Annotated in this window: 25 protein-coding genes; 21 read left to right on the forward strand and 4 right to left on the reverse strand. The window is 63.9% G+C overall.

The window, feature by feature from the left end; translation table 11 throughout:
- The first annotated feature begins 6 nt into the window (after window positions 1-6).
- From HV796_RS02265 to ftsB, 7 genes are all read left to right on the forward strand, one after another.
- On the forward strand, window positions 7-795 hold the full coding sequence (locus HV796_RS02265) for a TatD family hydrolase (protein WP_175224759.1): 789 nt from the start codon (window positions 7-9) through the stop codon (window positions 793-795).
- 112 nt (window positions 796-907) lie between these two features.
- Window positions 908-3,568 (forward strand): ComEC/Rec2 family competence protein, encoded by a 2,661-nt coding sequence (locus HV796_RS02270; protein WP_175224761.1) that lies wholly within the window; start codon window positions 908-910, stop codon window positions 3,566-3,568.
- Between the two features lie 87 nt (window positions 3,569-3,655).
- Window positions 3,656-4,459 (forward strand): alpha/beta fold hydrolase, encoded by an 804-nt coding sequence (locus HV796_RS02275; RefSeq protein ID WP_175224763.1) that lies wholly within the window; start codon window positions 3,656-3,658, stop codon window positions 4,457-4,459.
- 302 nt (window positions 4,460-4,761) lie between these two features.
- Window positions 4,762-6,447, forward strand: coding sequence for a CTP synthase (pyrG, locus tag HV796_RS02280; RefSeq protein WP_175224764.1), 1,686 nt, complete (start codon window positions 4,762-4,764; stop codon window positions 6,445-6,447).
- Window positions 6,444-7,298 (forward strand): 3-deoxy-8-phosphooctulonate synthase, encoded by an 855-nt coding sequence (gene kdsA, locus HV796_RS02285; protein ID WP_175224766.1) that lies wholly within the window; start codon window positions 6,444-6,446, stop codon window positions 7,296-7,298. The genes pyrG and kdsA overlap by 4 nt, the downstream gene beginning before the upstream one ends.
- A 196-nt stretch (window positions 7,299-7,494) precedes the next feature.
- The gene (eno, locus tag HV796_RS02290; protein ID WP_075156776.1) at window positions 7,495-8,778 is read left to right on the forward strand and encodes a phosphopyruvate hydratase; all 1,284 of its coding nucleotides are present in this window, start codon (window positions 7,495-7,497) and stop codon (window positions 8,776-8,778) included.
- Window positions 8,779-8,875: 97 nt separating this feature from the next.
- The gene (gene ftsB / locus HV796_RS02295; RefSeq protein ID WP_175224768.1) at window positions 8,876-9,322 is read left to right on the forward strand and encodes a cell division protein FtsB; all 447 of its coding nucleotides are present in this window, start codon (window positions 8,876-8,878) and stop codon (window positions 9,320-9,322) included.
- A gap of 91 nt (window positions 9,323-9,413) precedes the next feature.
- Here the strand turns inward: ftsB and HV796_RS02300 are convergent, their stop codons facing one another.
- The 3 genes from HV796_RS02300 to HV796_RS02310 all read right to left on the reverse strand — a co-directional run bounded on the left by HV796_RS02300 (window position 9,414) and on the right by HV796_RS02310 (window position 11,539).
- A complete protein-coding gene (locus HV796_RS02300) occupies window positions 9,414-9,818 on the reverse strand; it encodes a hypothetical protein (RefSeq protein WP_175224770.1) in 405 nt (134 codons plus the stop codon).
- A gap of 173 nt (window positions 9,819-9,991) precedes the next feature.
- On the reverse strand, window positions 9,992-10,957 hold the full coding sequence (gene hslO / locus HV796_RS02305) for an Hsp33 family molecular chaperone HslO (protein ID WP_175224772.1): 966 nt from the start codon (window positions 10,955-10,957) through the stop codon (window positions 9,992-9,994).
- A 57-nt stretch (window positions 10,958-11,014) separates the two neighbouring features.
- Complete coding sequence (locus HV796_RS02310) at window positions 11,015-11,539, reverse strand: gamma carbonic anhydrase family protein (RefSeq protein ID WP_175224774.1); 525 nt, start codon at window positions 11,537-11,539, stop codon at window positions 11,015-11,017.
- A gap of 291 nt (window positions 11,540-11,830) precedes the next feature.
- Here HV796_RS02310 and HV796_RS02315 point away from each other — a divergent pair, with 291 nt between their 5' ends.
- The 10 genes from HV796_RS02315 (at window position 11,831) to HV796_RS02360 (ending at window position 21,115) form a co-directional block, all read left to right on the forward strand.
- Complete coding sequence (locus tag HV796_RS02315; protein ID WP_175225011.1) at window positions 11,831-12,736, forward strand: ferritin-like domain-containing protein; 906 nt, start codon at window positions 11,831-11,833, stop codon at window positions 12,734-12,736.
- An 89-nt stretch (window positions 12,737-12,825) separates the two neighbouring features.
- Window positions 12,826-13,710 (forward strand): alpha/beta fold hydrolase, encoded by an 885-nt coding sequence (locus HV796_RS02320; protein WP_175224775.1) that lies wholly within the window; start codon window positions 12,826-12,828, stop codon window positions 13,708-13,710.
- Between the two features lie 145 nt (window positions 13,711-13,855).
- Window positions 13,856-14,686, forward strand: a complete 831-nt coding sequence (locus HV796_RS02325) for a 3',5'-nucleoside bisphosphate phosphatase (RefSeq protein ID WP_175224777.1) — start codon at window positions 13,856-13,858, stop codon at window positions 14,684-14,686.
- Window positions 14,687-14,756: 70 nt separating this feature from the next.
- Window positions 14,757-15,392 (forward strand): L-threonylcarbamoyladenylate synthase, encoded by a 636-nt coding sequence (locus tag HV796_RS02330; protein ID WP_175224779.1) that lies wholly within the window; start codon window positions 14,757-14,759, stop codon window positions 15,390-15,392.
- Between the two features lie 128 nt (window positions 15,393-15,520).
- The gene (locus HV796_RS02335) at window positions 15,521-16,183 is read left to right on the forward strand and encodes a site-2 protease family protein (protein WP_175224781.1); all 663 of its coding nucleotides are present in this window, start codon (window positions 15,521-15,523) and stop codon (window positions 16,181-16,183) included.
- A 7-nt stretch (window positions 16,184-16,190) separates the two neighbouring features.
- Window positions 16,191-17,393, forward strand: a complete 1,203-nt coding sequence (locus HV796_RS02340; RefSeq protein ID WP_175224783.1) for a tryptophan--tRNA ligase — start codon at window positions 16,191-16,193, stop codon at window positions 17,391-17,393.
- 31 nt (window positions 17,394-17,424) lie between these two features.
- Complete coding sequence (locus HV796_RS02345) at window positions 17,425-18,063, forward strand: class I SAM-dependent methyltransferase (RefSeq protein WP_175224785.1); 639 nt, start codon at window positions 17,425-17,427, stop codon at window positions 18,061-18,063.
- Window positions 18,064-18,105: 42 nt separating this feature from the next.
- Window positions 18,106-19,044, forward strand: coding sequence for a 4-hydroxy-tetrahydrodipicolinate synthase (dapA, locus tag HV796_RS02350; RefSeq protein WP_175224787.1), 939 nt, complete (start codon window positions 18,106-18,108; stop codon window positions 19,042-19,044).
- Between the two features lie 165 nt (window positions 19,045-19,209).
- Window positions 19,210-20,334: an outer membrane protein assembly factor BamC gene (gene bamC, locus HV796_RS02355; protein WP_175224789.1), complete on the forward strand. Its 1,125-nt coding sequence runs from the start codon at window positions 19,210-19,212 to the stop codon at window positions 20,332-20,334.
- A gap of 7 nt (window positions 20,335-20,341) precedes the next feature.
- Window positions 20,342-21,115: an MBL fold metallo-hydrolase gene (locus HV796_RS02360; protein ID WP_175224791.1), complete on the forward strand. Its 774-nt coding sequence runs from the start codon at window positions 20,342-20,344 to the stop codon at window positions 21,113-21,115.
- A 148-nt stretch (window positions 21,116-21,263) separates the two neighbouring features.
- Here HV796_RS02360 and HV796_RS02365 read toward each other — a convergent pair whose 3' ends face one another.
- Window positions 21,264-21,962 (reverse strand): Bax inhibitor-1/YccA family protein, encoded by a 699-nt coding sequence (locus HV796_RS02365; protein ID WP_175224793.1) that lies wholly within the window; start codon window positions 21,960-21,962, stop codon window positions 21,264-21,266.
- Window positions 21,963-22,262: 300 nt separating this feature from the next.
- On the opposite strand from HV796_RS02365, the gene ndk reads away from it, so the two are divergent.
- The 4 genes from ndk (at window position 22,263) to ispG (ending at window position 26,959) form a co-directional block, all read left to right on the forward strand.
- Complete coding sequence (gene ndk / locus HV796_RS02370; protein ID WP_175224795.1) at window positions 22,263-22,688, forward strand: nucleoside-diphosphate kinase; 426 nt, start codon at window positions 22,263-22,265, stop codon at window positions 22,686-22,688.
- Between the two features lie 106 nt (window positions 22,689-22,794).
- Window positions 22,795-23,946: a dual-specificity RNA methyltransferase RlmN gene (rlmN, locus tag HV796_RS02375; protein ID WP_175224797.1), complete on the forward strand. Its 1,152-nt coding sequence runs from the start codon at window positions 22,795-22,797 to the stop codon at window positions 23,944-23,946.
- A gap of 260 nt (window positions 23,947-24,206) precedes the next feature.
- Window positions 24,207-25,358: a helix-turn-helix domain-containing protein gene (locus HV796_RS02380; RefSeq protein ID WP_175224799.1), complete on the forward strand. Its 1,152-nt coding sequence runs from the start codon at window positions 24,207-24,209 to the stop codon at window positions 25,356-25,358.
- A 296-nt stretch (window positions 25,359-25,654) separates the two neighbouring features.
- Window positions 25,655-26,959, forward strand: a complete 1,305-nt coding sequence (ispG, locus tag HV796_RS02385) for a flavodoxin-dependent (E)-4-hydroxy-3-methylbut-2-enyl-diphosphate synthase (RefSeq protein WP_175224800.1) — start codon at window positions 25,655-25,657, stop codon at window positions 26,957-26,959.
- The last annotated feature ends 1 nt before the right edge of the window (window position 26,960 follow it).

Here is a 26,960-nt window from a genome sequence, read left to right on the forward strand (position 1 = left end):
GTTCGCATGTGGATCGATACGCACTGCCATCTTGATGCTTCAGAGTTCGACGCAGACCGCGATGCGATTGCGGCCGCGGCGCGCGATGCAGGCGTCTCGCGTATCGTGATCCCGGGCGTGCAACGCGCGGGCTTCGCGGGCGTGCGTGAGCTTGCGCATCGTGTCGATGGCGGCGCGTACGCGCTTGGCATCCATCCGCTCTACACACCGCATGCGCAGGAGAGCGATCTCGACGCACTGCGCATGGAAATCGAAGCGAGCCTCGACGATCCGCGCTTTGTCGGTATCGGCGAAATCGGTCTCGACTATTTCGTGCCGGGGCTCGACGATGCGCGCCAGCAATTCTTCTATCACGAGCAACTGAAGCTCGCCCATGAGTTCGATCTGCCGGCCATCTGCCATGTGCGCAAATCGCAGGACCAGGTGCTGAAAGGGCTGCGCCGGCAACAGGTGCATCGCGGCATCGCGCACGCGTTCAACGGCAGTTTTCAGCAGGCGCAAGCTTTTATCGACCAGGGCATGCATCTTGGCTTCGGCGGCAATCTGACGTTCGAGCGGGCGCTGCAGATCCGGCGTCTGGCGGCGCAACTGCCGCTTGATGCGATCGTCGTCGAGACCGATGCGCCCGACATTCCGCCTGCATGGCTCTATCGGCAGCGCAATACGCCGGACCAGATTCCCGCGATCGGCGCGAGTCTTGCGCAGCAGCGTCATATCGACGAACACGAGCTTGCACTATGCACAACGGCTAACGCGCATGCCGCGTTGCCGCGGCTCGCTCTTTCCTCTGCATAATCGACAGCGGTGATGCGCAACGGGCGCTGGAGGCCGGCGGCCGCGCGTGCTGAAGCGTGCGGCGGCGCGCTGCCGCTGGCCCGCGCACGCCGTGAGTCGGCGCGGAGGGGGCATGCGGGCAGTGTGGTGCGGGTTTGCGTTGGGTGTCGTGTGGCTGCAGCAGCAGGCGGCGTTGCCCGGATTGTTTGGCGCGACGTTGCTGGTCCTGACGGTTTGCGTCGCGAGCGGCAGCGCGCTTTGGGGGCTGGGCGGCCACGGTGAACGCGTGGCGCGCAGGCGGGCCGCGTGGTGTGCGGTGTGGCTTGCTGCGTTTTGCATTGGCTTTGGCTATGCCGCATGGCGTGCGCACGCGCGCCTCGCGTATGCGCTGCCTGTCGACTGGGAAGGGCGCGATATCGAAGTGCGCGGCCATATCAAAGGACTGCCGAGCTATACCGGCGATCGCGCAGCCAACGGCGATGGGGGCGACGGCGGCGTGCGTTTTCTGTTCGTTGTCGAAGCGGCGGATGCGCCTGTCGAACACTTTCCTCGCACATTGCAGCTGTCGTGGATCCCACAGGGTGCACCGCTGCCCGAAGGGCTCACGCCAGGCGCGCGCTGGCGCCTTGTGGTGCGTCTTAAGCGCGCGCATGGCAATGCGAACTTCGGTGTGCGCGACGCGGAGGCGGCGCTTTTTGCCCGCAACATCCGCGCAACCGGCTACGTCACGCGTCCCGCCGCGGCGCAGCGGCTCGAAGGCGACGCGCGCGGCGTCGGCGTGACCGTGGACCGCTGGCGCGCTGCGTTGCGCGCGCGCATCGATCAGGTGCTCACGAATGCGCCGCATCGGGGCATCGTCATCGCACTGGCGATCGGCGCGCAGGATGCCGTGAGCGCCGCCGACTGGCAACTGATGCGTGCGACCGGCACGAGTCACCTGGTCGCGATCTCAGGACTGCATATCGGCTTTGTCGCTGGGCTCGCCGCCTGGTTTGCCAGTGCCGTCTGGCGGCGCTCCGGCTGGATCGGCGGGCGTCTTTGCATCGCCTGGCCGCTCGTGCTGCCCGCGCAGAAGGTGGCCGCTCCATGCGGCGCGCTGTTCGGCGCGTTTCATGCGGCGCTCGCCGGGTTCAACGTGCCCGCGCAGCGAGCGTTGTGGATGCTTACCGTCGTCGCGCTGTCGTTCGTCAGCGGACGCAGGGTTGCACCGTCCGTCGTGCTGGCATGGGCGCTCGGGCTCGTGCTGCTGATCGACCCGTGGGCCGTCACGGCGGCGGGCTTCTGGTTGTCCTTCTGCGCGGTGGCCGCGATTCTGTTTGCGACGTCGGGGCGAGTGGCGCCGCGCACTGACAGCGATGGACGCGATGGGTCCGGCGGCCTCGATGCGCGCGGCCTGGTCGACCTGGATGGTTCATACACGAGCGGCGCGCACAGGGACGCTGTCGCGCGCGTTGCGAGCAGGCGTCGCGCGAGCCGTATCGCCGCCGCATCGCGTGTGCACGCGCGCACGCTCGGCCGCGCATTCGGCGCGCGTATCCGCAGCGGCGCACACGTGCAGTTTGCTGTCACGGTTGCGCTTGCGCCGCTCACGGCGTACTGGTTTGCGCAGATTCCGTTGATCGGCCCGCTTGCGAACGCGTTCGCGATTCCTTGGGTCAGCGTGCTGGTGACACCGCTCGTGTTGGCTGGCGTCGCGTTGCCCGCACCGCTCGATGGATTCGCGTTCAACATCGCGCACCACCTGCTTGAAGCGCTCGCGGTCGGCTTGCATACGGTATCGGGGCCGGCGTGGGCGCTCTGGCGGCTGCGCCAACCTGACGCGTGGGCGCTGGCCGCGGCGGCGGCCGGTGTCGCATGGTGTCTCGCGCCGCGCGGCTGGCCGCTGCGCTGGGCGGCGCCGCTCGCGTGGCTGCCGCTACTGGTGCCGCCGCCATCGGGGCCGCCACCGGGCACATTCCGGCTGACCGCGCTCGACATCGGCCAGGGTTCGGCGATCGTCGTCGAGACGGCGCATCACGCGTTGTTGTTCGATGCAGGGCCGGGGCCCGAGTCGACCTACGCCGGTGAGCGGGTGGTCGTGCCATATCTGCAGGCAGCCGGTGTGAACACGCTCGATACGCTCGTCATCAGCCACGCCGACTCCGATCACTCGGGCGGCGCGGCGGCGGTGCTCGACGGGGTGGAAGTGCGTCAGTTGCTGGCCGCGTTGCCACCCGATCATGCACTGTGGAGCAGTGCGCGCGCCGCCGGCGCACAGACGCTTCCGTGCGCGGCGGGGCAGCATTGGCAGTGGGACGGCGTCGATTTCACGATGTTGTGGCCGGACCCGGGACCTTTGCAAGGCAGACCCAATGCCCATTGCTGCGTGCTGCGCGTGAGCATAGGCAGCACAAGCAGCACCGTTGCGGCGGCGCCTCGCGAAGTCGCCCCGCCGCTTGCCGCGTTGCTTGCAGCGGACATCGAAGCGCCCGTCGAACGAAGCCTGCTCGCACGCGAGCGCGATGCGCTGCGTGCGCAGATCCTGCTGGTGCCGCACCACGGTAGCAAGACGTCGTCGACCGAGCCTTTCCTCGACTCGATCGATCCGCTGATCGCGGTATTTCAGGTAGGCTATCGCAACCGCTTTCACCACCCACATCCAGGCGTCTTCGCGCGATACGTCGCGCGGCACATCGAGCTGCCGCGCAGCGACGCAGACGGGGCAGTGCGCATTGAAGCCGGCGTGGCCGGACCACGCGTGCTCACGCTCGAATCCTATCGGCGTACGCACCGCAGATACTGGATGGATCCCTAAGCGCGAGCGCGTTGCATCACCTGTCTTCAACGACGCATCCGCAACGGGCGAACAAGACCCTGCAACGACGAACGGAGACAGCAGCGCTTGAAAAACGTCATTCACTTTTCACATGCGAACGGCTTTCCCGCGTCGACCTACCGCACTGTCTTCGCCGAACTGGGCGACGCCTATGAACTGCGTTACATCGAACGCATCGGCCATGATCCGCGCTTTCCGGTCACGCGCGACTGGCCGCATCTCGTCGAACAACTGCTCGATGACATCGGGCGCACGTACGAGCATCCGGTGTGGCTGGTCGGCCATTCGCTCGGCGGCTATCTGTCGCTGATGGCCGCGCTGAAGAAACCCCATTGGGTGCGCGGCGTGGTGATGCTCGATTCGCCGGTGATCGCCGGCTGGCGCAGCGGCATGCTGCGCGTATCGCAGTGGACGGGCCTCGACGAGCGGCTCTCGCCCGCGGCCGTGACGCGCACGCGCCGCATGCATTGGGCGAGCCGCGACGACGCCTGGCGGCACTTCCATGCGAAGCCCGCGTTCGCGCGCTGGGACGAGCGCGTGCTGTCCGACTATATCGATTTCGCCGTGCCGCAGTCGGCGGCCGACGGCGCGCGCACGCTCGCGTTCGACCGCCGCACCGAGTACCTGATTTACCGGACCCTGCCGCACACGCTCGGCTCGCGGCTCGCACACGGCGTGCCGGTGCCGGTCGGCCTGATCGCGGGCACGCACTCGAAGGAGATCCGCCAGGTGGGACTGGCGGCGACACAGCGCGCGACGGGCGGTCATATCGAATGGATCGACGGCAGTCATTTGTATCCGATGGAAAAGCCGCTCGAGACGGCGCGCGCGGTTCAGCGGATGCTGCATGAACTGGAGCGGCGCGCGTAACCGACACCGGCGGGATATCGGCGGGATTAGCGGCCGGACACCGACCGTGCATGCGAGTTGCAATTGCCGCGTAATCCATGCGCAATGACGGCGCGCGCGAGGGCACGGATACCCCGATCGGTTCGTGCATGGAGCGCCTGCCATTCGTCGCTTGCGCGCCGGTTTAAGCTGCACGCGAATGACAGATGAGCGGCACACGGGCGTCGAAAAAACGACACACAAAACGGCCCGGATCGAGGTTTTATCGCTGGGTTGAGCCCTTGCTTTCGGGTATAATCCGTTTTTCCTGCGAGCATCCAGCGATGACCAAATATGTTTTCGTCACCGGCGGCGTAGTGTCCTCCCTCGGCAAAGGTATTGCCGCCGCCTCCCTCGCCGCGATCCTCGAATCGCGCGGTCTCAAAGTCACCCTCCTCAAACTCGATCCCTACATCAACGTCGACCCCGGCACGATGAGTCCGTTTCAGCACGGCGAAGTGTTCGTGACCGAGGACGGCGCGGAGACGGACCTGGATCTCGGCCACTATGAGCGCTTCATCAGCACGAAGATGCGCAAGGCCAACAACTTCACGACGGGCCAGATCTACGAGTCGGTGATTCGCAAGGAGCGCCGCGGCGATTATCTCGGCAAGACCGTGCAGGTCATCCCGCATATCACGAATGAAATCCAGGCGTTTATCGAACGCGGCGCCGCATCGGCGACGTGCGGTGAGCCGGATGTCGCGATCGTCGAGGTGGGCGGCACCGTGGGTGACATCGAATCGCTGCCGTTCCTCGAAGCCGCGCGTCAGATGAGCTTGCGCCTTGGCCGCAACAGCGCGTGCTTCGTGCACCTGACGCTGGTGCCGTTCATCGCCACCGCGGGCGAACTGAAAACCAAGCCGACGCAGCACAGCGTGCAGAAGCTGCGCGAAATCGGTATCTATCCGAACGTGCTGCTGTGCCGCGCGGACCGCCGCATTCCAGATGACGAGCGCGCGAAGATATCGATGTTTTCGAATGTGCCCGAAGACGCGGTGATCTCGGTGTGGGACGTCGACAGCATTTACAAGATTCCGCAGATGCTGCACGACCAGGGGCTTGACGGCATCATCTGCGACGAACTGAAGTTGACGCCGCCGGCGGCGGATCTGTCGATGTGGGCGCAACTGGTTGACAAGCTCGAGAACCCGAAGCACGAAGTGACGATCGGCATGGTCGGCAAGTACGTCGAGCTGACCGAGTCGTACAAGTCGCTGATCGAGGCGCTGCGTCACGCGTCCATCCATACGTCGACCAAGGTCAACATCGAATACATCGATTCCGAAGAGGTCGAAGCGAACGGCGTCGACAGCCTCAAGCATCTCGATGCGGTGCTCGTACCAGGTGGCTTCGGCCGGCGCGGCACCGAAGGCAAGATTGCCGCAATCCGCTATGCGCGCGAAACCAGGGTGCCGTATCTGGGCATTTGCCTTGGCATGCAGCTGGCGGTGATCGAGTTCGCGCGCGACGTCGTCGGCCTCAAGGATGCGAACAGCACCGAGTTCGATGCGGCCACGCCGAACCGCGTGGTTGCGCTGATCACCGAGTGGTACGACCGCGAAGGCAAGGTTGAGAAGCGCAGCGAGGAATCGGACCTGGGCGGCACGATGCGGCTCGGTTCGCAGCGCTGCCCGATCAAGCCGGGCACGATGGCCGCCGAAATCTATGGCAAGGACGTCAACGAGCGGCACCGTCATCGTTACGAAGTCAACAACCGCTTCGTGCCGCAGCTCGAAGCGGGCGGTCTGATCATCAGCGCGCGCACGCCGAGCGAAGATCTCCCCGAAATGATGGAGCTGCCGCGCGATATGCATCCGTGGTTCGTCGGCGTGCAGTTCCACCCCGAATTCACCTCCACGCCGCGTGACGGGCATCCGCTCTTCAAATCGTTCGTCGAAGCCGCTCGTGCACACCAGCAGGCGCATCAGCGGGCGCGCACGGAGGAGAAGAAAGAGGAAAAAGTATGAAGCTCGCCGACTTCGAGATCGGTCTCGACAAACCGTTCTTTCTGATCGCCGGCACCTGCGTCGTCGAGTCGGAGCAGATGACGATCGACACCGCGGGCAAGCTGAAGGAAGTCTGCGCGAAGCTTAAGGTTCCGTTCATCTACAAGTCTTCGTACGACAAGGCAAATCGCAGCAGCGGCAAGTCGTTTCGCGGTCTCGGCATGGACGAAGGCCTGCGCATCCTGTCCGAAGTGAAGCGTCAGCTCGGCGTGCCGGTACTGACCGATGTGCACAGCATCGAGGAGATCGAGCAGGTCGCGGCAACGGTCGATGTATTGCAGACCCCCGCGTTCCTGTGTCGGCAGACCGATTTCATCCATGCATGCGCGCGTTCGGGCAAGCCGGTGAACATCAAGAAAGGGCAATTTCTCGCGCCGCACGACATGAAGAACGTGATCGACAAGGCGCGCGATGCGGCTCGCGAAGCCGGGCTTTCCGAAGACCGCTTCATGGCTTGCGAACGCGGCGCGTCATTCGGCTATAACAACCTCGTGTCCGATATGCGCTCGCTTGCGATCATGCGCGAAACCGGCGCGCCGGTCGTGTTCGATGCGACGCACTCGGTGCAATTGCCCGGCGGGCAGGGCACCAGCTCCGGTGGGCAGCGCGAGTTCGTGCCGGTGCTCGCGCGCGCAGCGGTCGCGACCGGGGTCGCGGGGCTGTTTATGGAAACCCATCCGAAGCCCGCGGAAGCGAAGTCCGATGGACCGAACGCTGTGCCGCTCTCGCGCATGGCCGATCTGCTCGAAACGCTCATTACGCTCGATCAGGCCGTCAAGCGCACGCCGTTCCTCGAACACGATTTCAATTGATGCCGCGCGCCGTGCGTCAGCTGCGTATCCGGAGGACCGTCCGCCCGACAGTCCGCCCGGCAATCCGTATAGACTGCACGCACGCCGCGAGCCGCCCGATGGCCGTCGATCCGCACGGGCGCCGCACCCGCCGCAACGCGGCATTCGCGCCGCACGTTCACAAGCAACGAATCCACCGTAACTTCCTGAGGAAACTATGAGTGCTATCGTAGATATCATCGGTCGCGAGATTCTCGATTCGCGAGGCAATCCTACCGTCGAGTGCGACGTGCTGCTGGAATCGGGCACGATGGGCCGCGCGGCGGTGCCGTCGGGCGCGTCGACCGGTTCGCGCGAAGCGATCGAACTGCGTGATGGCGAAACGGGCCGCTACAGCGGCAAGGGTGTGCTGAAGGCGGTCGAGCACATCAATACCGAGATCTCCGAGGCGATCATGGGTCTCGATGCGTCTGAGCAGGCGTTCCTCGACAAGACGCTGCTTGAACTCGACGGCACCGACAACAAGTCGCGCCTCGGCGCCAATGCGCTGCTCGCCGTGTCGATGGCGGTCGCGAAGGCCGCCGCGGAAGAAGCCGGCCTGCCGCTCTACCGCTACTTCGGCGGCTCGGGCGCGATGCAACTGCCGGTGCCGATGATGAACATCGTCAACGGCGGCGCGCACGCGAACAACAGTCTCGATATCCAGGAATTCATGATCGTGCCGGTCAGCCAGCCGACCTTCCGGGAAGCGCTGCGCTGCGGCGCCGAGGTGTTCCACGCACTAAAGAAAATTCTGTCGGACCGCGGCATGAGCACGGCGGTCGGTGACGAAGGCGGCTTCGCACCGAACTTCGGCAGCAACGACGAGTGCCTGTCGACCATCCTGCAGGCCATCGAAAAGGCCGGCTATCGTGCCGGCGAAGATGTGCTGCTCGCGCTCGATTGCGCGGCGAGCGAGTTCTATCACGACGGCAAATACCAGCTCGCGGGCGAAGGGCTGCAACTGTCGTCGGCGGAATTCACCGACTATCTGGCGACGCTGGCCGACAAGTTCCCGATCGTGTCGATCGAAGACGGCATGCACGAGAGCGACTGGGAAGGCTGGAAGCTGCTGACCGACAAGCTTGGCAAGAAGATCCAGCTGGTCGGCGACGACCTCTTCGTGACGAACACGCGCATCCTGAAGGAAGGCATCGAGAAGGGCATCGCGAACTCGATCCTGATCAAGATTAACCAGATCGGCACGCTGACGGAAACCTTCGCGGCGATCGAGATGGCCAAGCGCGCCGGCTACACGGCGGTGATTTCGCACCGCTCGGGTGAAACCGAAGATTCGACGATCGCGGATATCGCGGTCGGATTGAACGCCGGACAGATCAAGACCGGCTCGCTGTCGCGCAGCGACCGCATTTCGAAGTACAACCAGCTGCTGCGTATCGAGGAAGATCTCGGCGACATCGCGAGCTACCCGGGCAAATCCGCGTTCTACAATCTGCGTTGATTCGCTTAATCTGCTCACGGTTGTCTCGCAGTTGACTGATTGACCCCGCCGCCCTGCGTTTAGCGCAGGGCGGCGCGTATTTACTGCTCAAGCCTTCATGCGCCTTGTCACTGTCGCTTTGGTCGTCTTGTTGGTGCTGATCCAGTTTCCGCTGTGGTGGGGGCACGGAGGGTGGCTCCGCGTACACGAACTGCAACAGCAGTTGGACCAGCAACTGAAGAAAAACGCGGACGAGAAGGTTCGCAACGAGCGTATCGAAGGGGAAGTCCAGGACCTGCAGAACGGCACCGCCGCAGTCGAGGAGCGGGCCCGTTACGAAATGGGGATGGTCAAGGACAGCGAAGTGTTCGTGCAGTTCGTGTCGCCGAATGCGCCATTGCCGGCATCGAATACACCGACGGCGGCGACCTCGACGCGCGGGCAAATGTCGGCTGCGCCGTTGCGCGTGGTGCCGAATCCCGAGTCGCGGCCGAAGGCTGAGCGCAACCGGCACGGTACGAAGAAGGGCGCGGACGAGAGCGACAAGAAAAAAAGCGCGGGTTAAGCGGGCAGGCTCTGCGAAAAATCGAAGCGCGAGTGACTCCGTACGATTCCACGTGGATACGCAGCCATGATCGGCCTTATCACTGGCCCCATCACCAGCCCCATCCCCAGCCGGGACCCCAACCGGTGCCCCAGCCAATCCCGGTGCCCCAGCCGTGTCCCCAGCCGCCGCTGGAATAGCTGCCGAAGACGCTGACCGGCGCGGGGTAGTACCTCGGCCACGCTTGCGCCGCGGCTTCGGCGGCCATCGCCTGATCCTGCTCGGCGAGCACCTGCTGGTCGATCGCGTTGTAGCGCGCGCGTTCCTCAGGCGTCAGCACGTGCGCGGCAGCGATCGCGTCTGCCTGATCGGCAGGCAGACGGCTGTAGATCGGCGACGGGCCGGGCGGATCCATCACACATCCCGCAAGCGCGGCCGCGCTGCCGACGAGCAGCAGCGTCGCGACGGTGCGCATCTGATCAATCCGGTGGAGGGGCAGTGACGAAAGCATACTCATGGCGGCCTCCATCAGTCGGATGCCTGAGTAAAACGGGGAAATGTCGCGCGCATACGGCATAGGGCTGTCGACATGGTGGACCGCGTTCATCTTGCCGCGCCGTCGGGCGGCACGCAAGACGCGGGCGGGGCAGGCGCCGATCGTCGACCCGCCGCGCGTGCCAGGCTCGTGCGTTAGTGCCGCTGATCGGCGGCCGGCGCGACGCCCTCGGAGAGCCCGCTGGCGACGAAAAGCTGCGCGACGTCGACCGGGTCGAACTCGTAGCGCTGATTACAGAACTCGCAGTGAATCTCGACGTGCCCACGTTCCTCCAGCACGCTGTCGACTTCTTCGCGCCCCAGCATCTTCAGCATCCTGCCGACCTTTTCGCGCGAGCATGTGCATTCGAAACGCGTATTCGCCGGCTCGAAATGGTGCACGTTCTCCTGCCAGAAAAGACGCCGGAACAGCGTGGCGGGCTCCTCGCGCAACAGTTCGTCCTGCGACAGCGTGCCGCCGAGCGTGCACACGCGTTCCCACGTATCGGCATCGAGTTCGCCCGGATGCGGGACGATACCGCCGTCGCCCGGCAACTTCTGCAGCAGCATGCCGACTGCGCGATCGCTGTTTGCGGCAAGCCATAGCCGCGTGTCGAGCTGTTCCGAGTGGCGCATGTAGTGCTCGAGCACTTGTGCGATCGATTCGAGCGGGCCGTCTTCACCGGACAGCGGCACGATGCCCTGGTACGGTTGCTGGCCGGGCTGCTTGTTACGCGGGTCCAGCGTAATCACGCAGCGGCCGTGGCCGCTCGCGTTGATGAGCTCGGGGACGTTCGCGTGTTCGCCGATCGTTTGCGCGGCGGCATCATCGGAGAACTGCGCGGAAAACTTCGCGGTCGCGCGCAGCGACAGATCCGAATTGCACTGCACGACCAGCATCTTGACCGGACCGTCGCCGTAAATCTGCATGATCAGCGTGCCATCGAACTTCAGGTTGGCCGATAACAGCGCGCACGCGGCCATCATTTCGCCGAGTATCGTGCGTACCGGCGCCGGATAATCGCGGCGCGTCAGCACCTCCTGCCAGGTGTTACGTAGCGACACGATTTCACCGCGAACAGGCGCCGCGCTGAACATGAATTTTTGCAACTGGTCACTCACAACTTTCCCTCGATAATGTCGCGCAGCGGGGTGCCGCCGGTGTCAACGCCGGCTGACTTACCCGACTCGCACGAGCTGCGCCTTGTAAAATTCGCGACGCGTGATGTAACTCTCCGCGGCGCGCCGCATACCGGCGATATCCGCTTCCGTCAGTTCGCGCACGACTTTCGCCGGTGCGCCGAGAATCAGCGAATTGTCCGGAAACTGCTTGCCTTCGGTGACGACCGCGCCCGCGCCGACCAGACAGTTGCGGCCAATCACCGCACCATTCAAGACCACCGCCTGAATCCCGACCAGCGCGCCTTCCCTGATCGTGCAGCCGTGCAGCATCGCCTGATGGCCAACCGTCACGTTTGCTTCGATGGTCAGCGGGTAACCCGGGTCCGTGTGCAGTACCGCGTTCTCCTGAATGTTACTGCCGGTGCCGACGGTGATCGGCTCGTTGTCCGCACGCAGCGACGCACCGAACCAGATGCTTGCATTCTCTTCGACGGTGACTTTGCCGATCAGCGTCGCGGTATCCGCGACGAACACGCTTTCGTGGACGGTGGGGGCTGCATCGCCAAGCTTGTAGATTGCCACTATGTCTCCCGGGTGATCTGGGTGGGCGCGGCCGCCGACGGCGGCCGCGCCGGCGAAGTGCGGCGGCGCGCCGCAGGGTTGAAGCGCGTATTGTAAACGGTTGCGCATATCCGTCGCGCGAGGTTGCCGCGAGGGTTGCCCGTGAAGGGCACGCAGACCGGTGTTCGGCGCGGGGTTCGACGATATCAGGCCGGCATGCCGCCGATTTTCGGTCTGCTCGATGTCTTTTCGACTATCTGTTCGGCTACCATCGGGCGCCTTGCCGATTTTCTGTTCAACCGACTTCATTCGATGCAACCCGCTGTTCCCGTTACCACTGATTCACCAGCCTGCTGCGCTCGCGCCGAAGCGCTCGCGATTCTGCGCGCGAACAACCCGGCTGCGAAAGCGCAAGCCGCCCAGGCGCTGCACGCGCGCGTGGCCGACGGCAGCGCGCAATGGGACTCGCAGCGCGTCATCGATGAACCGCCAGGCTTGCCTGGGCGTCCGCCGCGCCCCGAACTCGTGGAGCCGCGCAAGCTCGGACGGCGCAGCATGCAATCCGTGGAAGGACGCGCGGTCTTGCTGCACGCGCTCGCGCATATCGAGTTCAATGCGATCAATCTCGCGCTCGACGCGGTCTGGCGCTTCACCGGCATGCCGGTCGCGTTCTACGCCGACTGGCTGCGTGTCGCGGCTGAAGAAGCGCATCACTTTTCGTTGTTGAGCGCGCGCCTCTTCGAGTTCGGCCATGCGTACGGGGATTTCCCCGCGCACGACGGCCTGTGGGAAATGTGCGACCGCACGCGCGGCGATGTGCTTGCACGCATGGCGCTCGTGCCGCGTACGCTCGAGGCGCGCGGTCTCGACGCGTCGCCGCCGATCCGCGCGCGTTTGCAGCAGGCAGGCGATCACGCGTCGGCCGCCATCCTCGATGTGATCCTGCGTGACGAGATCGGCCACGTGTTGATCGGCAACCGGTGGTTCCGTTATCTGTGTGAGCGCGCGCAGCTTGACCCGCATGCGACTTACCTGCGTCTGGCCGACGAGTACCGTGCGCCCAGGCTGCGCGGCCCGTTCAATTTCGACGCGCGTCGCGCAGCGGGCTTCGACGAAGCCGAACTGGCGGCGCTGGTGGGGCTTGATCCGCGACCGGAACTGGAGTCGGCACCGTCGCGGCAAGCGCGGCAAGCGCGAGAATCGGACGACGAAGTTTGAGTCTTTACTCGACTGCGCCTTGACGGATATCCGCGCACACGCTTCGGGGCGTCGATATAATCGAACGATCATTCTTTTTTATCGCGCCGATGACTGAATCCCGTTCCGAATTCGTTTCCGTGCGTGGCGTGCGACTGCACGTGCGCCGTTGGGGCCGCGCCGACGCGCCGATGCTGTTCATGCTGCACGGCTGGATGGATGTGGCGGCGTCGTTCCAGTTCGTCGTCGACGCGCTCTCCGGAGACTGGCACGTGATCGCGCCGGATGCGCGCGGCTTCGGCCTGTCGGATTGGCCGGTTGCGACGCAAGGCGGTGGTCACTACGGGTTCCATGAGTATCTTGCGGACCTCGACGCGTTGCTCGATCACTATGCGCCGTCCGGTGCCGTGAATCTCGTCGGCCACAGCATGGGCGCGAACGTCGTATGTCTCTATGCGGGCGTGCGCCCTGAGCGAGTCAGGCGCGTCGTCGATCTCGAAGGTTTCGGTCTTGCGCCTGCGCATGCCGCACAGGCGCCGCGGCGTTTGCGCGGCTGGCTCGACGACATGCGCGAGCCGCCGCAGCTGCGCCACTACGCGTCGCTTGACGATGTCGCGGCGCGCCTGATCGCGAACAACGCGCGCCTTGACCGGCGGCGCGCGCGCTTTCTCGCGCAGCACTGGTCAAAACCGGACGGAGAGGGCGGCTTCATGCTGCTCGCGGATCCCGCGCACAAAATCCGTAGCCCGCAGTTGTATCGTATCGACGAGGTGATGGCCGTATGGGCACAGGTGCACGCGAAGGTGCTCCACGTCGAGGCGGCCGGCTCGCCTACGCTGGCGAGCCTCGCCGGCGACATCCCGCTCGACGAATTCAAGGCTCGTTTTCGCGCGTTTCCCGATTGGCGCGAAAAGATTGTCGATGATGCCGGCCATATGATTCATCACGATCAGCCGGAACAGATCGCGGCGCTGATCGAGGCATTTTGCGCATGAGTTTTTGCGCATAAAAATCGATGTCCGAGAAAGTGGGACACGGCTCGGACTTCCGTTCAGGCCGGTCGGCCAAGACGTTCACAAATCCCCTGCGTGCACTTAGTGCATTGCAGTAAAATGGTCGGACAACCTTTTTAAGACAGTGATGAACGCCGACCTGCATTGCCATTCCACCGTCTCCGACGGTCAGTTCGCGCCAGCCGACGTTGCGCGCCGCGCGCATGCGTACGGCGTGACGCTGTGGTCGCTGACGGACCACGACGAGGTCGGCGGCCAGGTTGAAGCGCGCGATACCGCGCACGAACTGGGCATGGATTACCTGTGCGGCGTCGAGATTTCGGTGACGTGGGCGTCGCGGACCGTTCATATCGTCGGTCTGCATGTCGATCCCGCCTGCCAGGCGCTGGTCGACGGCCTCGAGCGCACCCGCAACGGTCGTGCGGCGCGTGCCGAGGCGATGGGCGAGCAGCTTGCCGCGCTCGGCATTCCGGACACGTACGAAGGCGCACTGAAACACGCGTCCAATCCGGACATGATCTCGCGTACCCACTTCGCGCGCTGTCTGGTCGAGAACGGTCACTGCAAGTCGACGCAGGAAGCATTCGACCGCTATCTCGCCGACGACAAGCCGGGCTACATCGCGCACCGCTGGGCGAAGCTGGCCGACGCGGTGAAGTGGATCCAGATCGCAGGCGGCGAGGCGATCATCGCGCATCCGGGGCGCTACGACTACACGCCGGTCGAGTTCGACGCGTTGTTTGGCGAATTCATCGACCTCGGTGGCAAGGCGATCGAAGTGGTCACCGGCAGTCACACACCGGACCAGTATCGCGAATACGCGGATGTGGCGCGCCGCTTCGGTTTCGAGGCGTCGCGCGGTTCCGATTTTCACGCGGCCGGTGAAGGACGCGTCGAACTGGGCAGCCTGCCGCCGCTGCCGTCCGACCTGAAGCCGGTCTGGGAACGCTGGTTGTGACGTCCTTGCCGGATGGGCACGCACGGTGCGTGACCCGCCGGATTCCCAGTCTTCCGAACCGCCTGCCACCATGTCCCAATACTTCCGGCTTCATCCTGACAATCCGCAGCCGCGCCTCGTCAAGCAGGCTGCGCAGATCGTCTGTGGCGGCGGTCTTGTCGCGCTGCCGACTGATTCCAGCTATGCGCTCGGCTGCCGCCTCGACGACAAACACGCGGCCGAACGCTTGCGCCGCATCCGCGGCCTCGACGAAAAGGCGCTGCTGTCGCTGCTGGTGCGCGATCTCTCCGAGCTCGCGAGCTTCGCGATGGTCGATAACCGTCAGTACCGGCTGATCAGGTCGGTCACGCCTGGCCCGTACGTATTCGTGCTCGAAGCGACCAAGGAAGTGCCCCGCCGCCTGTCGCATCCGTCGCGCAAGACGATCGGTCTGCGCGTGCCGGATCATGCGATCACGCTTGCGCTGCTCGAAGCACTCGGCCAGCCGCTGCTCGGCACGACGCTGATCATGCCCGGTGAGACCCGGCCGCTGAACGATCCTGAAGAGATCCGTGCGCGTCTCGAACAGCAGATCGATCTCGTGATCGACGGTGGCGCATGCCCGTGCGAACCGTCGACGGTGATCGACCTGACTGGTGAAGAGCCGGTGCTGGTGCGCGCCGGCCGCGGCAGTCTGGCGCCGTTCGGCCTCGAGCAGCCGGCTTGACGCGGGCGCGCACGCAGTCGTGGAAACCGGCCAACCAGAACGATCAACGGCGATGACTGCGGACAATTCGAAAGTAATGACGCAAACCGGACAGACGCGGGCAGCCGCGTTGTTACAATAGCCGCGCTATGAATGCTTCCCTGATACAAACCATCGTCGTCTACGCGCTGCCGGTTGTGTTCGCGATCACCTTGCACGAGGCTGCGCACGGTTACGTCGCGCGCATGCTCGGTGACAATACCGCTTACGTGCTTGGCCGCGTGTCATTCAATCCGATGCGCCACATCGATCCGCTCGGCACGATCGCGATCCCGTTGCTGCTGTATTTCGCGACGAGCGGTGCGTTCATGTTCGGTTATGCGAAGCCGGTGCCGGTCGCGTTCGGCAATCTGCGCAATCCGCGTTGGGGCTCGCTGTGGGTCGCGCTCGCCGGGCCGCTGTGTAATTTCATTCAGGCGCTTGTATGGGGCGTGTTTGGCGTCGCGCTGGCCGCGTTCAATGTCGACGAGCCGTTTTTCACGCGGATGGCGTCGGCCGGTGTTGGCATCAATCTGGTGTTGGGCGTGTTGAACCTGTTTCCGCTGCCGCCGCTGGACGGCGGCCGCGTACTGACCGCGCTGTTGCCGACACGGCCGGCGATCATGCTGGCGCGCCTCGAGCCGTATGGCTTTTTCATCGTGATGGCGCTTGTGCTGACCGGCACGCTGACGAAATTCTGGCTGCGGCCGCTCGTCAGTCTCGGCTACGATGCCGTGACCGCAATCCTGACCCCTCTCGTCTCGCTTTTCTGATCAAACCATGTACCCAGACCGAATTTTCTCCGGCATGCGCCCAACCGGCTCGCTGCACCTCGGCCACTACCATGGCGTACTGAAAAACTGGGTGCGTCTGCAGTCCGAATACCCATGCTTTTTCTGCGTCGTCGACTGGCACGCGCTGACGACGCACTACGAAACGCCCGAGGTGATCGAAAAGAACGTCTGGGAAGTGTTGATCGACTGGCTCGCATCGGGCATCGACCCGGCGCAGGCGACGCTTTTTATTCAAAGCCGGGTGCCGGAACACGCGGAACTCGCGCTGCTGCTCGGTATGAGCACGCCGCTGGGTTGGCTCGAACGTGTGCCGACCTATAAGGAGCAGATGGAGAAGCTGAAGGACAAGGACCTGTCGACGTACGGGTTTCTTGGGTATCCGGTGCTAATGGCGGCTGACATTCTGCTGTATCGGGGCTCGCTCGTGCCGGTCGGCGAAGACCAGGTGCCGCACGTCGAAATGACGCGCGAAATCGCGCGCCGCTTCAACTATCTGTACGGCCGCGAGCCGGGCTTCGAGGAGAAAGCGCTGGACGCCGCGAAGAAGCTCGGCGGCAAGCGCGCGAAGCTGTATCACGAGTTGCGCAACGCGTATCAGCAGGAAGGCGACAACGAAGCGCTCGAAAAAGCGCAAGCGATGCTGCAGGAGTCGCAGAGTCTGTCGATGAGCGATCGGGAGCGCCTGTTCGGCTACCTCGAAGGCTCGCGCAAGATCATTCTCGTTGAACCGCAGGCAATGCTGACGGAAGCGTCGCGGATGCCCGGCCTCGATGGACAGAAGATGTCGAAGTCGTACGGCAACACGATTGGCCTGCGTGAAGACGCGGAGACGATCACGAAAAAAGTCCGCACGATGCCGACTGATCCGGCTCGCGTGCGACGCACCGATCCGGGCGATCCGGACAAATGCCCGGTGTGGCAGTTGCATCAGGTCTATACCGACGAAGCGACCCACGAATGGGTGCAGAAGGGCTGCCGCTCGGCGGGCATCGGTTGTCTCGAATGCAAGCAGCCGGTGATCGAAGGCATCCTGCGCGAGCAGCAGCCGATGCTCGAACGCGCGCAAAAGTACATGGACGATCCGTCGCTGCTGCGTGCGATCGTCGCGGACGGCTGCGACAAGGCGCGCCGTTTCGCGACCGAGACGATGCGCGACGTGCGCGAGGCGATGGGGCTGTCGTACAACTGATGCGCGCGCGTTTTTCGTCGACGGTGCCGGTATGAGTGGGAACAGCGCTCGCGTGGGCGAGCGCACGCCGCACGGGCTCGGGGACGTGTCCCGCTGGGTGCGGCGCTGGACCCACCTGGTCGCGCCGGGCGGCGCGGTGCTCGATGTCGCGTCGGGCGCCGGACGCCATGCGCGCTGGTTCGCCGCACGCGGCCATGCGGTTACCGCGATCGATCGCGATTTCGCCGCCCTTGTGACCATGCGCGACGAGCCGAATATCGCGATCGTCGCCGCGGATATCGAAAACGCCGCGTGGCCGCTCGCTGCCCATGCCACGTTCGCGGCGGTCGTCGTGACGAACTACCTGCATCGGCCGCTTTTTCCGCAGTTGTTGAGCGCGCTCGCGCCAGACGGCGTGCTGATCTACGAGACGTTCGCGCAGGGCAATGAGACGGTCGGCAAACCATCGAACCCCGATTTTCTGCTGAAACCCGGCGAACTTCTCGACGAGGTGCGCGGGCAGTTGCGAGTGATCGCGTACCAGGACGGATTTCTTGCCGATCCGCGTCCGGCTTTCATCCAGCGCGTCTGCGCAGTAAGGGAATCGCGCGGCGCGCTGCCACACGAACCGGAAAGTGTTGCTTTTGAGTCCAACCTGCTGGTTCCCCCGCGTTACGATTTGGCCGGCTAATCCGCTACAATCCCGGTTTATCCAGTCAATTCATCGAGTTCAATGGCAAACGTGACCCAGGGCGGCACCGGCAGCACGTACGGTGCGCGCAACGATAGTATTCGGATTCGCGGCAGTATCCCTGCCATCGTCACCCCGATGCACGAAGATGGCAGCCTCGACCTGCCGGCGTTCCGAAAACTGATCGACTGGCACATCGAAGAGGGCACGAGCGGTCTCGTCGTTGTGGGCACGAGCGGCGAGTCGGCGACGCTGTCGGTCGAAGAGCACGTACTGATGGTGAAGACCGCGGTCGAGCACGTAGCCGGCCGGATTCCGGTCATCGCCGGCGCCGGCGGCAATTCGACCACCGAAGCAATCGAACTGAGCGCGCAGGCGAAGAAAGTCGGCGCCGATGCGACGCTCCAGGTTGTGCCGTACTACAACAAGCCGACGCAGGAAGGCATCTATCGCCATTTCGCGAAAATCGCGGAAAGCGTTGACCTGCCGCTGATCCTTTACAATGTGCCCGGCCGCACGGTTGCGGACATGTCGAATGAGACGATTCTGCGTCTGGCGCAGGTGCCGGGCGTGATCGGCGTGAAGGAAGCGACCGGCAATATCGATCGCGCGGCGAACCTGATCAAGGCCGCGCCCGCGCATTTCGCGATTTTCAGCGGCGACGATCCAACCGCGATCGCGCTGATGTTGCTCGGCGGTCACGGCAATATTTCGGTCACGGCGAACGTTGCGCCGCGTGCGATGGCGCAACTGTGCAAGGCGGCGCTCGACGGCGACGCGAAAACCGCACGAGAGATTCACCTGAAACTGCTGTCGTTGCATAAGAACCTGTTTATCGAATCGAATCCGATTCCGGTGAAATGGGCGCTGCAGCAGATGGGCCGCATGGAAGGCGGCATTCGTTTACCTCTGACACCGCTCGACGCGCGCTACCACGAAGTGGTGCTCGCGGCGATGCGCGAAGCGGGACTGCTGGGATAAAGCGAACCCTGTCGCGAGCTGTGCTGCGCAATGCGCAGGCTCGCGATGCCGGCCGCTCCCGGCCATTGCGATACCGGTAGACCCGGCATCTTGTTTAACCATGACGATCACGCCCACGTTCGGGCACCGAACCAGGCAGCGCGTTCCAGCTTCACGAAGGACCTCATGAAACGTTCCGCTTTTTCCCTCCACGCAACGCGTCTGGCGGCGTTGACGCTTGCGGTGTCGGCGCTCGCCGGCTGCGAGTCGCTGAACGACATGCTCGCCTCGGACCGGGTGAACTACAAGGACACGCCGAGCGCACCACCGCTCGCGGTGCCGAGTGACCTGACCGCTGCACAGATCGATCAGCGTTATGAGGCGCCAGCGGTTGGCACTGCGCTCGGCGGCGCTCCACAGCGCGCGAAGACCGAGGCCGGCAATCTGACCGAAGGCGTGCCGAGTACACAGGATCCGCTCGGGATGCACATCGAGCGCGACGGTGACCGCCGCTGGCTGGTGGTCGACGGACGCACGCCCGATCAGCTGTGGCCGCAGCTGCAGGAGTTCTGGCAGGAGAACGGCTTCTCGCTGAAGACGGATGCGCCGGCCACCGGCATCATGACGACCGACTGGGCCGAAAATCGCGCGAATATTCCCGATGACTGGTTCCGCCGCACGATCGGCCGCGTGATCGATTTTGCGTACTCGTCGGGCACGCGCGACAGCTTCCGCACGCTGATTTCGCGCGATGCGAATGGCGCGACCGATATCTCGATCACGCATAGCGCGATGGAAGAAGTGCTGACGGGGATGGACAAGACCGGGTCGAAGTGGGTCGAGCGGCCGCGCGATCCGGCGCTCGAAGCGGCGTTCCTCGCGAAGCTGATGCAGAAGTTCGGCCTGACCGACGCGCAATCGAAGCAACTGATCACCGACGCGCGGCCGGCGGCCGCAAGCGCGCAGCTGGCAGGCGAAACGACGCTTGATTTGCCTGAATCGTTCGACCGCGCATGGCTGCGCGTCGGTCTCGCGCTCGATCGCACCAACTTCACCGTCGACAATCGCGACCGCGAGAAGGGCATTTACTATGTCCGCTACGCCGATTCGTTGCAGGAAGTGAAGCGCGAAGGACTCTTTGGCAAGTTCTTCAGCGGCAGCTCGAAGAAGCCGAGCCCGGAATTCCTCGTGAACGTCCGCCCGAAGGGCGACACGCTGACGCAGGTGGCGGTGGTCGACGCGAATGGTCAAGTCGACACGTCGTCGGACGCGCAGCGCATCGTGTCGCTGCTGCATGCACAGCTGAACTAACGCGGCCGTGCGATTCGCCAGTCTGGGCAGCGGCAGCGAAGGCAACGCCCTTGTTGTCGAAGCCCACAGCGGCACGACCACCACCCGCATCCTGCTTGATTGCGGTTTTTCGGCGAAGGAAGTTGAACGGCGGCTCGCGCGGCTCGGTCTCGACGCCGCGCCGTTTTCCGCCATCGTCATCACTCACGAACACAGCGACCATATCGGCAGCGCGCTGACGCTTGCGCGCAAGTGGTCGCTTCCCCTGTACATGAGTTGGGGCACGGCCCGCGCGGTCGGCGCCGACGACGCGGAGGTCGAATTGCGCGTGCTGTGGGGGGATGAGGCGGTCGCGATCGGCGATCTGAGCGTGCTGCCTTATACGGTTCCGCACGACGCGCGCGAGCCGTTGCAGTATGTGTTCTCGGACGGCGCGACGCGGCTTGGCGTGTTGACCGACGTCGGCACATCGACGCCGCATATCAGCGCCGTATTAAGCGGCTGCGACGCGCTCATGCTCGAATGCAATCACGATGTGGAGATGCTGGCTGCGAGCCGGTATCCGGCGTCGCTGAAAGCGCGCATCGGCGGTAATCACGGCCACCTGAACAACGATGCGGCGGCCGGCATTCTGGCTTCGCTCGACCGGTCGCGGTTGCGTCATCTGGTCGCAGCGCATCTGAGTCAGCAGAATAATCTGCCGGAGCTGGCCCAGGCGGCGATGGCCGCTGGTCTGGGCGCGGCGGTTACCGACGTCGTGGTCGCATCGCAAGACAATGGTTTCGATTGGCTGACCCTCTGAACGCCGCGTTTCGAATTCCACTCCGAATGTAAAAACGCCCGTGACGATTTGTCGTCACGGGCGTTTTGTCCATCAGGGACAGGCGGTGGCGCAGGTTATTCGCGAGTGACTACGTGACGCGGTACGCCGCCGCTGGCTTTCCGTTATGTCAATTGCGGTTGCCGCCGAAAATACCGAGCAGCGCGAGCAGGTTGACGAACACGTTGTACAGATCGAGGTAAATCGCGAGCGTGGCGGTGATGTAGTTCGTTTCGCCGCCGTTGACGATGCGTTGCACGTCAAACAGCATGTACGCCGAGAAGATCACGATGGCGAGCACCGACACCGTGAGCATCAGCGCCGGCAGATGCAGAAACATGTTCGCGACCATTGCCAGCAGCAGCACGATCACGCCGACGAAGAGCCATTTGCCGAGGCCCGAGAAGTCGCGCTTGCTGACCGTGGCGATCGTCGCCATCGCGGCGAAGATCACACCGGTGCCACCGAACGCGAGCATGATCAGCGACGGACCGTTCGAGAAGCCGAGGATGAAGCTCAAGAGGCGCGACAGCATCAGGCCCATGAAGAACGTGAAGCCTAGCAGCACGAACACGCCGACCGAGCTGTCTTTGGTTTTCTGGATGGCGAACATGAAGCCGAACGCGATCGCGAAGAACGCGAGCATGCTCATCGCGGGGCTGGTGGCGGCGAACAGCGAGAAGCCCGTGGCGACGCCCACCCACGCGCCCAGCACCGTCGGCACCATCGACAGCGCGAGCAGCCAGTAGGTGTTGCGCAGTACACGGTTGCGTGTTTCGGCCGAGGTGACGGCGCCGCCGCGGCCAAAGTTATAGGGGTACTCGTTCATGGTTTCTCCTTGCGTCAGACGCAATGTTGCTCAGTGGTTTGCGATGTCTATTCTACGGTGCCGGCAGGCGGGTTTGCCGCCAGTCACTCGACCCACCAACCTTAAGATAAGCGCGGCGCACAGGAGTTTCAATGCATGCCGCACCGATTGCGATGCCGTTGCCGGGTAACCGTAAGGAGCGGTGGGTACTCTGCTTTGAGTCTTTCAATATTGTAAGGGTTCAATCGCAATCATACCCTGGAACATGCTACAATAGCGGATTCATTTGAATTTGTAACTTCTTAATTTTTTGGAGTTTTTATGGCGATCGAACGCACTCTGTCGATTATCAAGCCGGATGCCGTGGCCAAGAATGTGATCGGCCAGATTTACACCCGTTTCGAAAACGCGGGCTTGAAGATCATTGCATCGCGCATGGTGCAACTGTCGCGTGCCGACGCAGAGAAGTTCTACGCCGTGCACCGCGAGCGTCCGTTCTTCAAGGATCTCGTCGAATTCATGATTTCCGGTCCGGTCGTGGTGCAATGCCTCGAAGGCGACAACGCGATCCTGAAGAACCGCGAACTGATGGGCGCGACGGATCCGAAGAAGGCCGACAAGGGCACGATCCGCGCCGATTTCGCCGACAGCATCGATGCGAATGCGGTGCACGGCTCGGATGCGGCCGAAACGGCGCGTGGCGAAATCGCGTTTTTCTTTCCGGAAGTCAACGTTTACTCGCGCTAAGCCGCAGTCGTGTAGTAACAAAGCAGCAGGAGCGGGCGCGAACGGCAGAAGCGTTCATGCAGCTTGTTGCATGAATGCAGTCTCGCACTGAATGGCAGGATTCGATATGACGAGCAGTCCCACCGTCAACCTTCTCGATCTCGACGCCGAAGGGCTTGTCGCGTATTGCGGCAGCCTCGGCGAGAAGCCGTTTCGCGCCAAGCAGTTGCAACGCTGGATCCACCAGTACAACGCGGCCGACTTCGACGGGATGACCGATCTCGCGAAGTCGCTGCGCGAAAAGCTGAAGACCCGCGCGTCGATCACGATGCCCGGAATTGTCAGCGACCACATTTCCGCCGACGGCACGCGCAAATGGCTGATCGACGTCGGCAACGGCAACGCCGTTGAAACCGTGTTCATTCCGGAAGAAGGCCGCGGCACGCTGTGCGTGTCGTCGCAGGCCGGCTGCGCGGTGAATTGCCGGTTCTGCTCGACGGGCAAGCAAGGCTTCTCGCGCAATCTGACCACTGGCGAGATTATTGGCCAGTTGCGGATGGCCGAATTTGCGCTACGCGCGTCGCTGGGCGTCGACGGCGGGCGCGCGGCAGGTGGCGACGGTAAGGGCGAGCGGGTCGTCACGAACGTCGTGATGATGGGGATGGGCGAGCCGCTTCTGAACTACGACGCGGTGGTTCCCGCGATGCGCCTGATGCTCGACGACAACGCATATGGACTGTCGCGGCGGCGCGTGACGCTGTCCACCTCCGGCGTCGTGCCGATGATGGACCGCCTCGCCGCCGATTTGCCGGTTGCGCTCGCGGTTTCGCTGCATGCGCCGACCGACCCGCTGCGCGACGGGCTGGTGCCGCTGAACAAAAAGTATCCGCTGCGCGAGTTGATGGCGGCGTGTCAGCGGTATCTGCAGGTCGCCCCGCGCGATTTCATTACTTTCGAATATTGCATGCTGGACGGCGTCAACGACAGCGAGGCACAGGCGCGCGAACTGCTCGCGCTGACGCGCGACGTGCCGTGCAAGTTCAATCTGATTCCGTTCAATCCGTTCCCCGAGTCCGGGCTGGTTCGCTCGAAACAGGAACAGATCAAGCGGTTCGCGCACGTGCTGATCGACGCAGGGGTCGTCACGACAGTGCGCAAGACACGCGGCGACGACATCGACGCTGCCTGCGGCCAGTTGGCCGGTGCGGTCAAGGATCGCACGCGGCTTGCTGATCGTATGGGGAAGGCGGCGAAGGTTATCGAAGTCCGTGCCGTGTGACCGTAGGGGCCGGCCCACGCAGGGCGCGGGCAACGACGGCGAAAGAAGTGCAGTTGATGTGCGCAGCGCGGAAGGCGCGAGACACGTGCGATTGAAAGCGGGCCGACAGGCCGCGGACGAATTTGCACACGAGTCCGCAGATTCCGCATACAAACCTGCGCACAGGGCCGCACATTTTGTTATAAACGGTTTGCGATTCCGGCTCGCACGAGCGGCGCAGACGGAACGTACAAAAAAGAATCGACGTGAAAGGATTTGGGATGAGTGAGCCGCAGCACCCGCAACCGCACGACACCGATCGACATGCCGGCCGTCCGACGCCGGTAGCCGCTCCCGCTGCGCTGCAGCCGGCTGTGCAGGTGGGTAATGAGTCGCTTGCATCGGTCGGGGCGCGTCTTACTCAGTTACGCGAAGCGAAAGGCTGGTCGATCGAGGATGTGTCCGCCCGGCTGAAAGTTTCGGTGACGAAACTGCGCGCGCTCGAGGCGGGCGATCTCAGCTATTTGCCGGATACGACCTTTGCGCTCGGCGTGGTGCGTAGCTACGCGAAGATGCTCGGCGCCGATCCGGCACCCTACACGCAGGCGCTGCGCCGCGAGCGTGGCGTACCGGCTCCGGACCTGACCATGCCTGCGTCGGCCGGCGCCGATTTGCCGCGTGGCAAGGTGTCGCTGTCGCTGGGTAACAGCGGGCCGCGACGCCGTTCATGGCTGTGGGGCGTGGCGGCGGTGGTGGTCGCCCTGATCGCGCTGGCGATGTGGCACACGAATGGCGGCGATTCGGGCGCCTGGCTTGCGCGTCTGAAGGCGACCGCGAGCGGTTCGGGTTCGACCCACGCAAGCGCGGCGGGCAGTGCGAGCGGCGCTGCCGCGACGGTCGCGCAAGGCGCGACGACGGTGCAGCCGGCCGATAGTGCTGACGCTGAGGCATCGGGTGCACAGATTGCCGGCGCCGCAGAATCGGCTTCACAGAGTGAGCAGGCGCAAACGCCGGCGACGATGGCGGCCGCACCGACTGCGCCGAACGCATCGAGCGCAGTGAAGCCGGCGACCGCCACGGCCAATAACACCGCTGTACCCGCCAGCGGGGCGACAGCAGCAACTGCCGCGATGGCGAACCCGGCTTCCGCAGACGCGGCCGATGCCACCGAGACCCCGCCCGTCGGCTCGTCGACGGTGGTTGTCAAGGTCACGCAGGACAGCTGGTTCAGCATCCGCCAGAAGGACGGCAAGGAAGTGTTCTCCGGCCTCGTGCATGCAGGCGACAGCAAGGAAGTGAACGGCGCGGGGCCATTCAAGGTGACGATCGGCAACAAGGCCGGCCTCGAATCGATGACGCTGGATGGTCAGCCGGTCGATCCGGCGAAATATGCGTCGGCAAAGGGGAATGTGGCACGCTTCGCATTGCCCTGATCGGCTGACACAGCGCCGCTGGCCGTTCGGCCCGCGGCGCCCCGCTGCGAGGCGACTCGTGTCGTGCGCTACGCTCGATGCATACGGCATTGCATGGTGGTACAAAGCGGGCATGCGGGCACGGCGAAACAACGCCGCCGCCCCGTTCAAAAGTTGTTTTACAGCAGTTGTTTTACAGCAGTTGTTTTACAGCGATCGTTTCACAGCGAGTTTCAACGGCAGATTTCAATAGCCCGCTTCTGCAGCAGGCTCCAAGTCAAGATTTCAAGGCGTAGCCTTCAATGGCGGGTTTATCGATGCACTCCGATCCCATGCAATCCACCACCAGTCAAATTTGCTCGTCTGAACCGATTTTCGGCGGCCATGCGGCGCGCCGCACATCGCACGCGGTCGATGTCCGTTGGGGCGGCAACCTCGTGACGATCGGCGGCGACGCGCCGGTGCGCGTACAGTCGATGACCAACACCGACACCGCCGATGCGATCGGCACCGCGATCCAGATCAAGGAACTTGCGCAGGCGGGCTCGGAGCTCGTGCGTATTACGGTCAATACGCCGGAGGCCGCCGCGGCTGTGCCGGCGATTCGCGAGCAACTCGACCGGATGGGCGTTTCCGTACCGCTCATCGGCGACTTTCACTACAACGGTCACCTGTTGTTGCGTGACTATCCCGCGTGCGCGGAATCGCTGTCGAAGTACCGGATCAATCCGGGCAACGTCGGCCAGGGCGCGAAGCGCGATACGCAGTTCGCGCAGATGATCGACGCGGCGGTCAAATATGACAAGCCGGTGCGCATCGGCGTCAACTGGGGCAGCCTCGATCAGGATCTGCTCGCGAAGATGATGGATGAGAACGCTGCGCGCACCTCGCCGTGGGAAGCGCAAAGCGTGATGTACGAGGCGCTGATCCAGTCGGCGATCGGCTCGGCTGAGCGTGCGGTCGAGCTCGGTCTGTCGCGTCACAAGATCATCTTGTCGTGCAAGGTCAGCGGCGTGCAGGACCTGATCGCCGTGTATCGCGAACTGGCCCGTCGCTGCGAATTCGCGTTGCACCTCGGGTTGACCGAGGCGGGCATGGGCTCGAAGGGCATCGTCGCGTCGACGGCCGCGTTGTCCGTGTTGCTGCAGCAGGGCATCGGCGATACGATCCGCATTTCGTTGACGCCGGAGCCGGGTGCGTCGCGCACCGGCGAAGTGGTGGTCGGCCAGGAAATCCTGCAGACGATGGGCCTGCGCTCGTTCACGCCGATGGTGATCGCGTGCCCGGGCTGCGGCCGCACGACGAGCACGCTGTTCCAGGAGCTTGCGTCGCAGATTCAAACCTATCTGCGTCAGCAGATGCCGGTGTGGCGCGATCAGTATCCGGGTGTCGAGAAGATGCACGTCGCAGTGATGGGCTGCATCGTCAACGGACCGGGCGAGTCGAAGCAGGCGAATATCGGCATCAGCTTGCCGGGTTCCGGAGAGAACCCGGCCGCACCGGTGTTCATCGACGGCGAAAAGGTCAAGACGTTGCGCGGCGAGCGCATTGCCGAAGAATTCCAGCAAATCGTGAGCGACTATGTCGAGCGCCGCTACGGCCGCACCGAAGCGCTCAGCTAAA

It is taken from the genome of Paraburkholderia humisilvae (assembly GCF_902859855.1).
GTDB lineage: Bacteria > Pseudomonadota > Gammaproteobacteria > Burkholderiales > Burkholderiaceae > Paraburkholderia > Paraburkholderia humisilvae.

Bases quoted from the DNA above. Each gene is read 5' to 3' on its own strand.
- ndk (WP_175224795.1), top strand. From the start codon at position 22,263: ATGGCGATCGAACGCACTCTGTCGATTATCAAGCCGGATGCCGTGGCC.
- dapA (WP_175224787.1), top strand. From the start codon at position 18,106: ATGGCAAACGTGACCCAGGGCGGCACCGGCAGCACGTACGGTGCGCGC.
- HV796_RS02365 (WP_175224793.1), bottom strand. From the start codon at position 21,962: ATGAACGAGTACCCCTATAACTTTGGCCGCGGCGGCGCCGTCACCTCG.
- HV796_RS02330 (WP_175224779.1), top strand. From the start codon at position 14,757: ATGTCCCAATACTTCCGGCTTCATCCTGACAATCCGCAGCCGCGCCTC.
- HV796_RS02300 (WP_175224770.1), bottom strand. From the start codon at position 9,818: ATGAGTATGCTTTCGTCACTGCCCCTCCACCGGATTGATCAGATGCGC.
- kdsA (WP_175224766.1), top strand. From the start codon at position 6,444: ATGAAGCTCGCCGACTTCGAGATCGGTCTCGACAAACCGTTCTTTCTG.
- eno (WP_075156776.1), top strand. From the start codon at position 7,495: ATGAGTGCTATCGTAGATATCATCGGTCGCGAGATTCTCGATTCGCGA.
- HV796_RS02325 (WP_175224777.1), top strand. From the start codon at position 13,856: ATGAACGCCGACCTGCATTGCCATTCCACCGTCTCCGACGGTCAGTTC.
- rlmN (WP_175224797.1), top strand. From the start codon at position 22,795: ATGACGAGCAGTCCCACCGTCAACCTTCTCGATCTCGACGCCGAAGGG.
- ftsB (WP_175224768.1), top strand. From the start codon at position 8,876: ATGCGCCTTGTCACTGTCGCTTTGGTCGTCTTGTTGGTGCTGATCCAG.
- HV796_RS02340 (WP_175224783.1), top strand. From the start codon at position 16,191: ATGTACCCAGACCGAATTTTCTCCGGCATGCGCCCAACCGGCTCGCTG.
- bamC (WP_175224789.1), top strand. From the start codon at position 19,210: ATGAAACGTTCCGCTTTTTCCCTCCACGCAACGCGTCTGGCGGCGTTG.
- HV796_RS02320 (WP_175224775.1), top strand. From the start codon at position 12,826: ATGACTGAATCCCGTTCCGAATTCGTTTCCGTGCGTGGCGTGCGACTG.
- HV796_RS02270 (WP_175224761.1), top strand. From the start codon at position 908: ATGCGGGCAGTGTGGTGCGGGTTTGCGTTGGGTGTCGTGTGGCTGCAG.
- pyrG (WP_175224764.1), top strand. From the start codon at position 4,762: ATGACCAAATATGTTTTCGTCACCGGCGGCGTAGTGTCCTCCCTCGGC.
- HV796_RS02265 (WP_175224759.1), top strand. From the start codon at position 7: ATGTGGATCGATACGCACTGCCATCTTGATGCTTCAGAGTTCGACGCA.
- HV796_RS02380 (WP_175224799.1), top strand. From the start codon at position 24,207: ATGAGTGAGCCGCAGCACCCGCAACCGCACGACACCGATCGACATGCC.
- HV796_RS02345 (WP_175224785.1), top strand. From the start codon at position 17,425: ATGAGTGGGAACAGCGCTCGCGTGGGCGAGCGCACGCCGCACGGGCTC.
- ispG (WP_175224800.1), top strand. From the start codon at position 25,655: ATGCACTCCGATCCCATGCAATCCACCACCAGTCAAATTTGCTCGTCT.
- HV796_RS02335 (WP_175224781.1), top strand. From the start codon at position 15,521: ATGAATGCTTCCCTGATACAAACCATCGTCGTCTACGCGCTGCCGGTT.
- HV796_RS02315 (WP_175225011.1), top strand. From the start codon at position 11,831: ATGCAACCCGCTGTTCCCGTTACCACTGATTCACCAGCCTGCTGCGCT.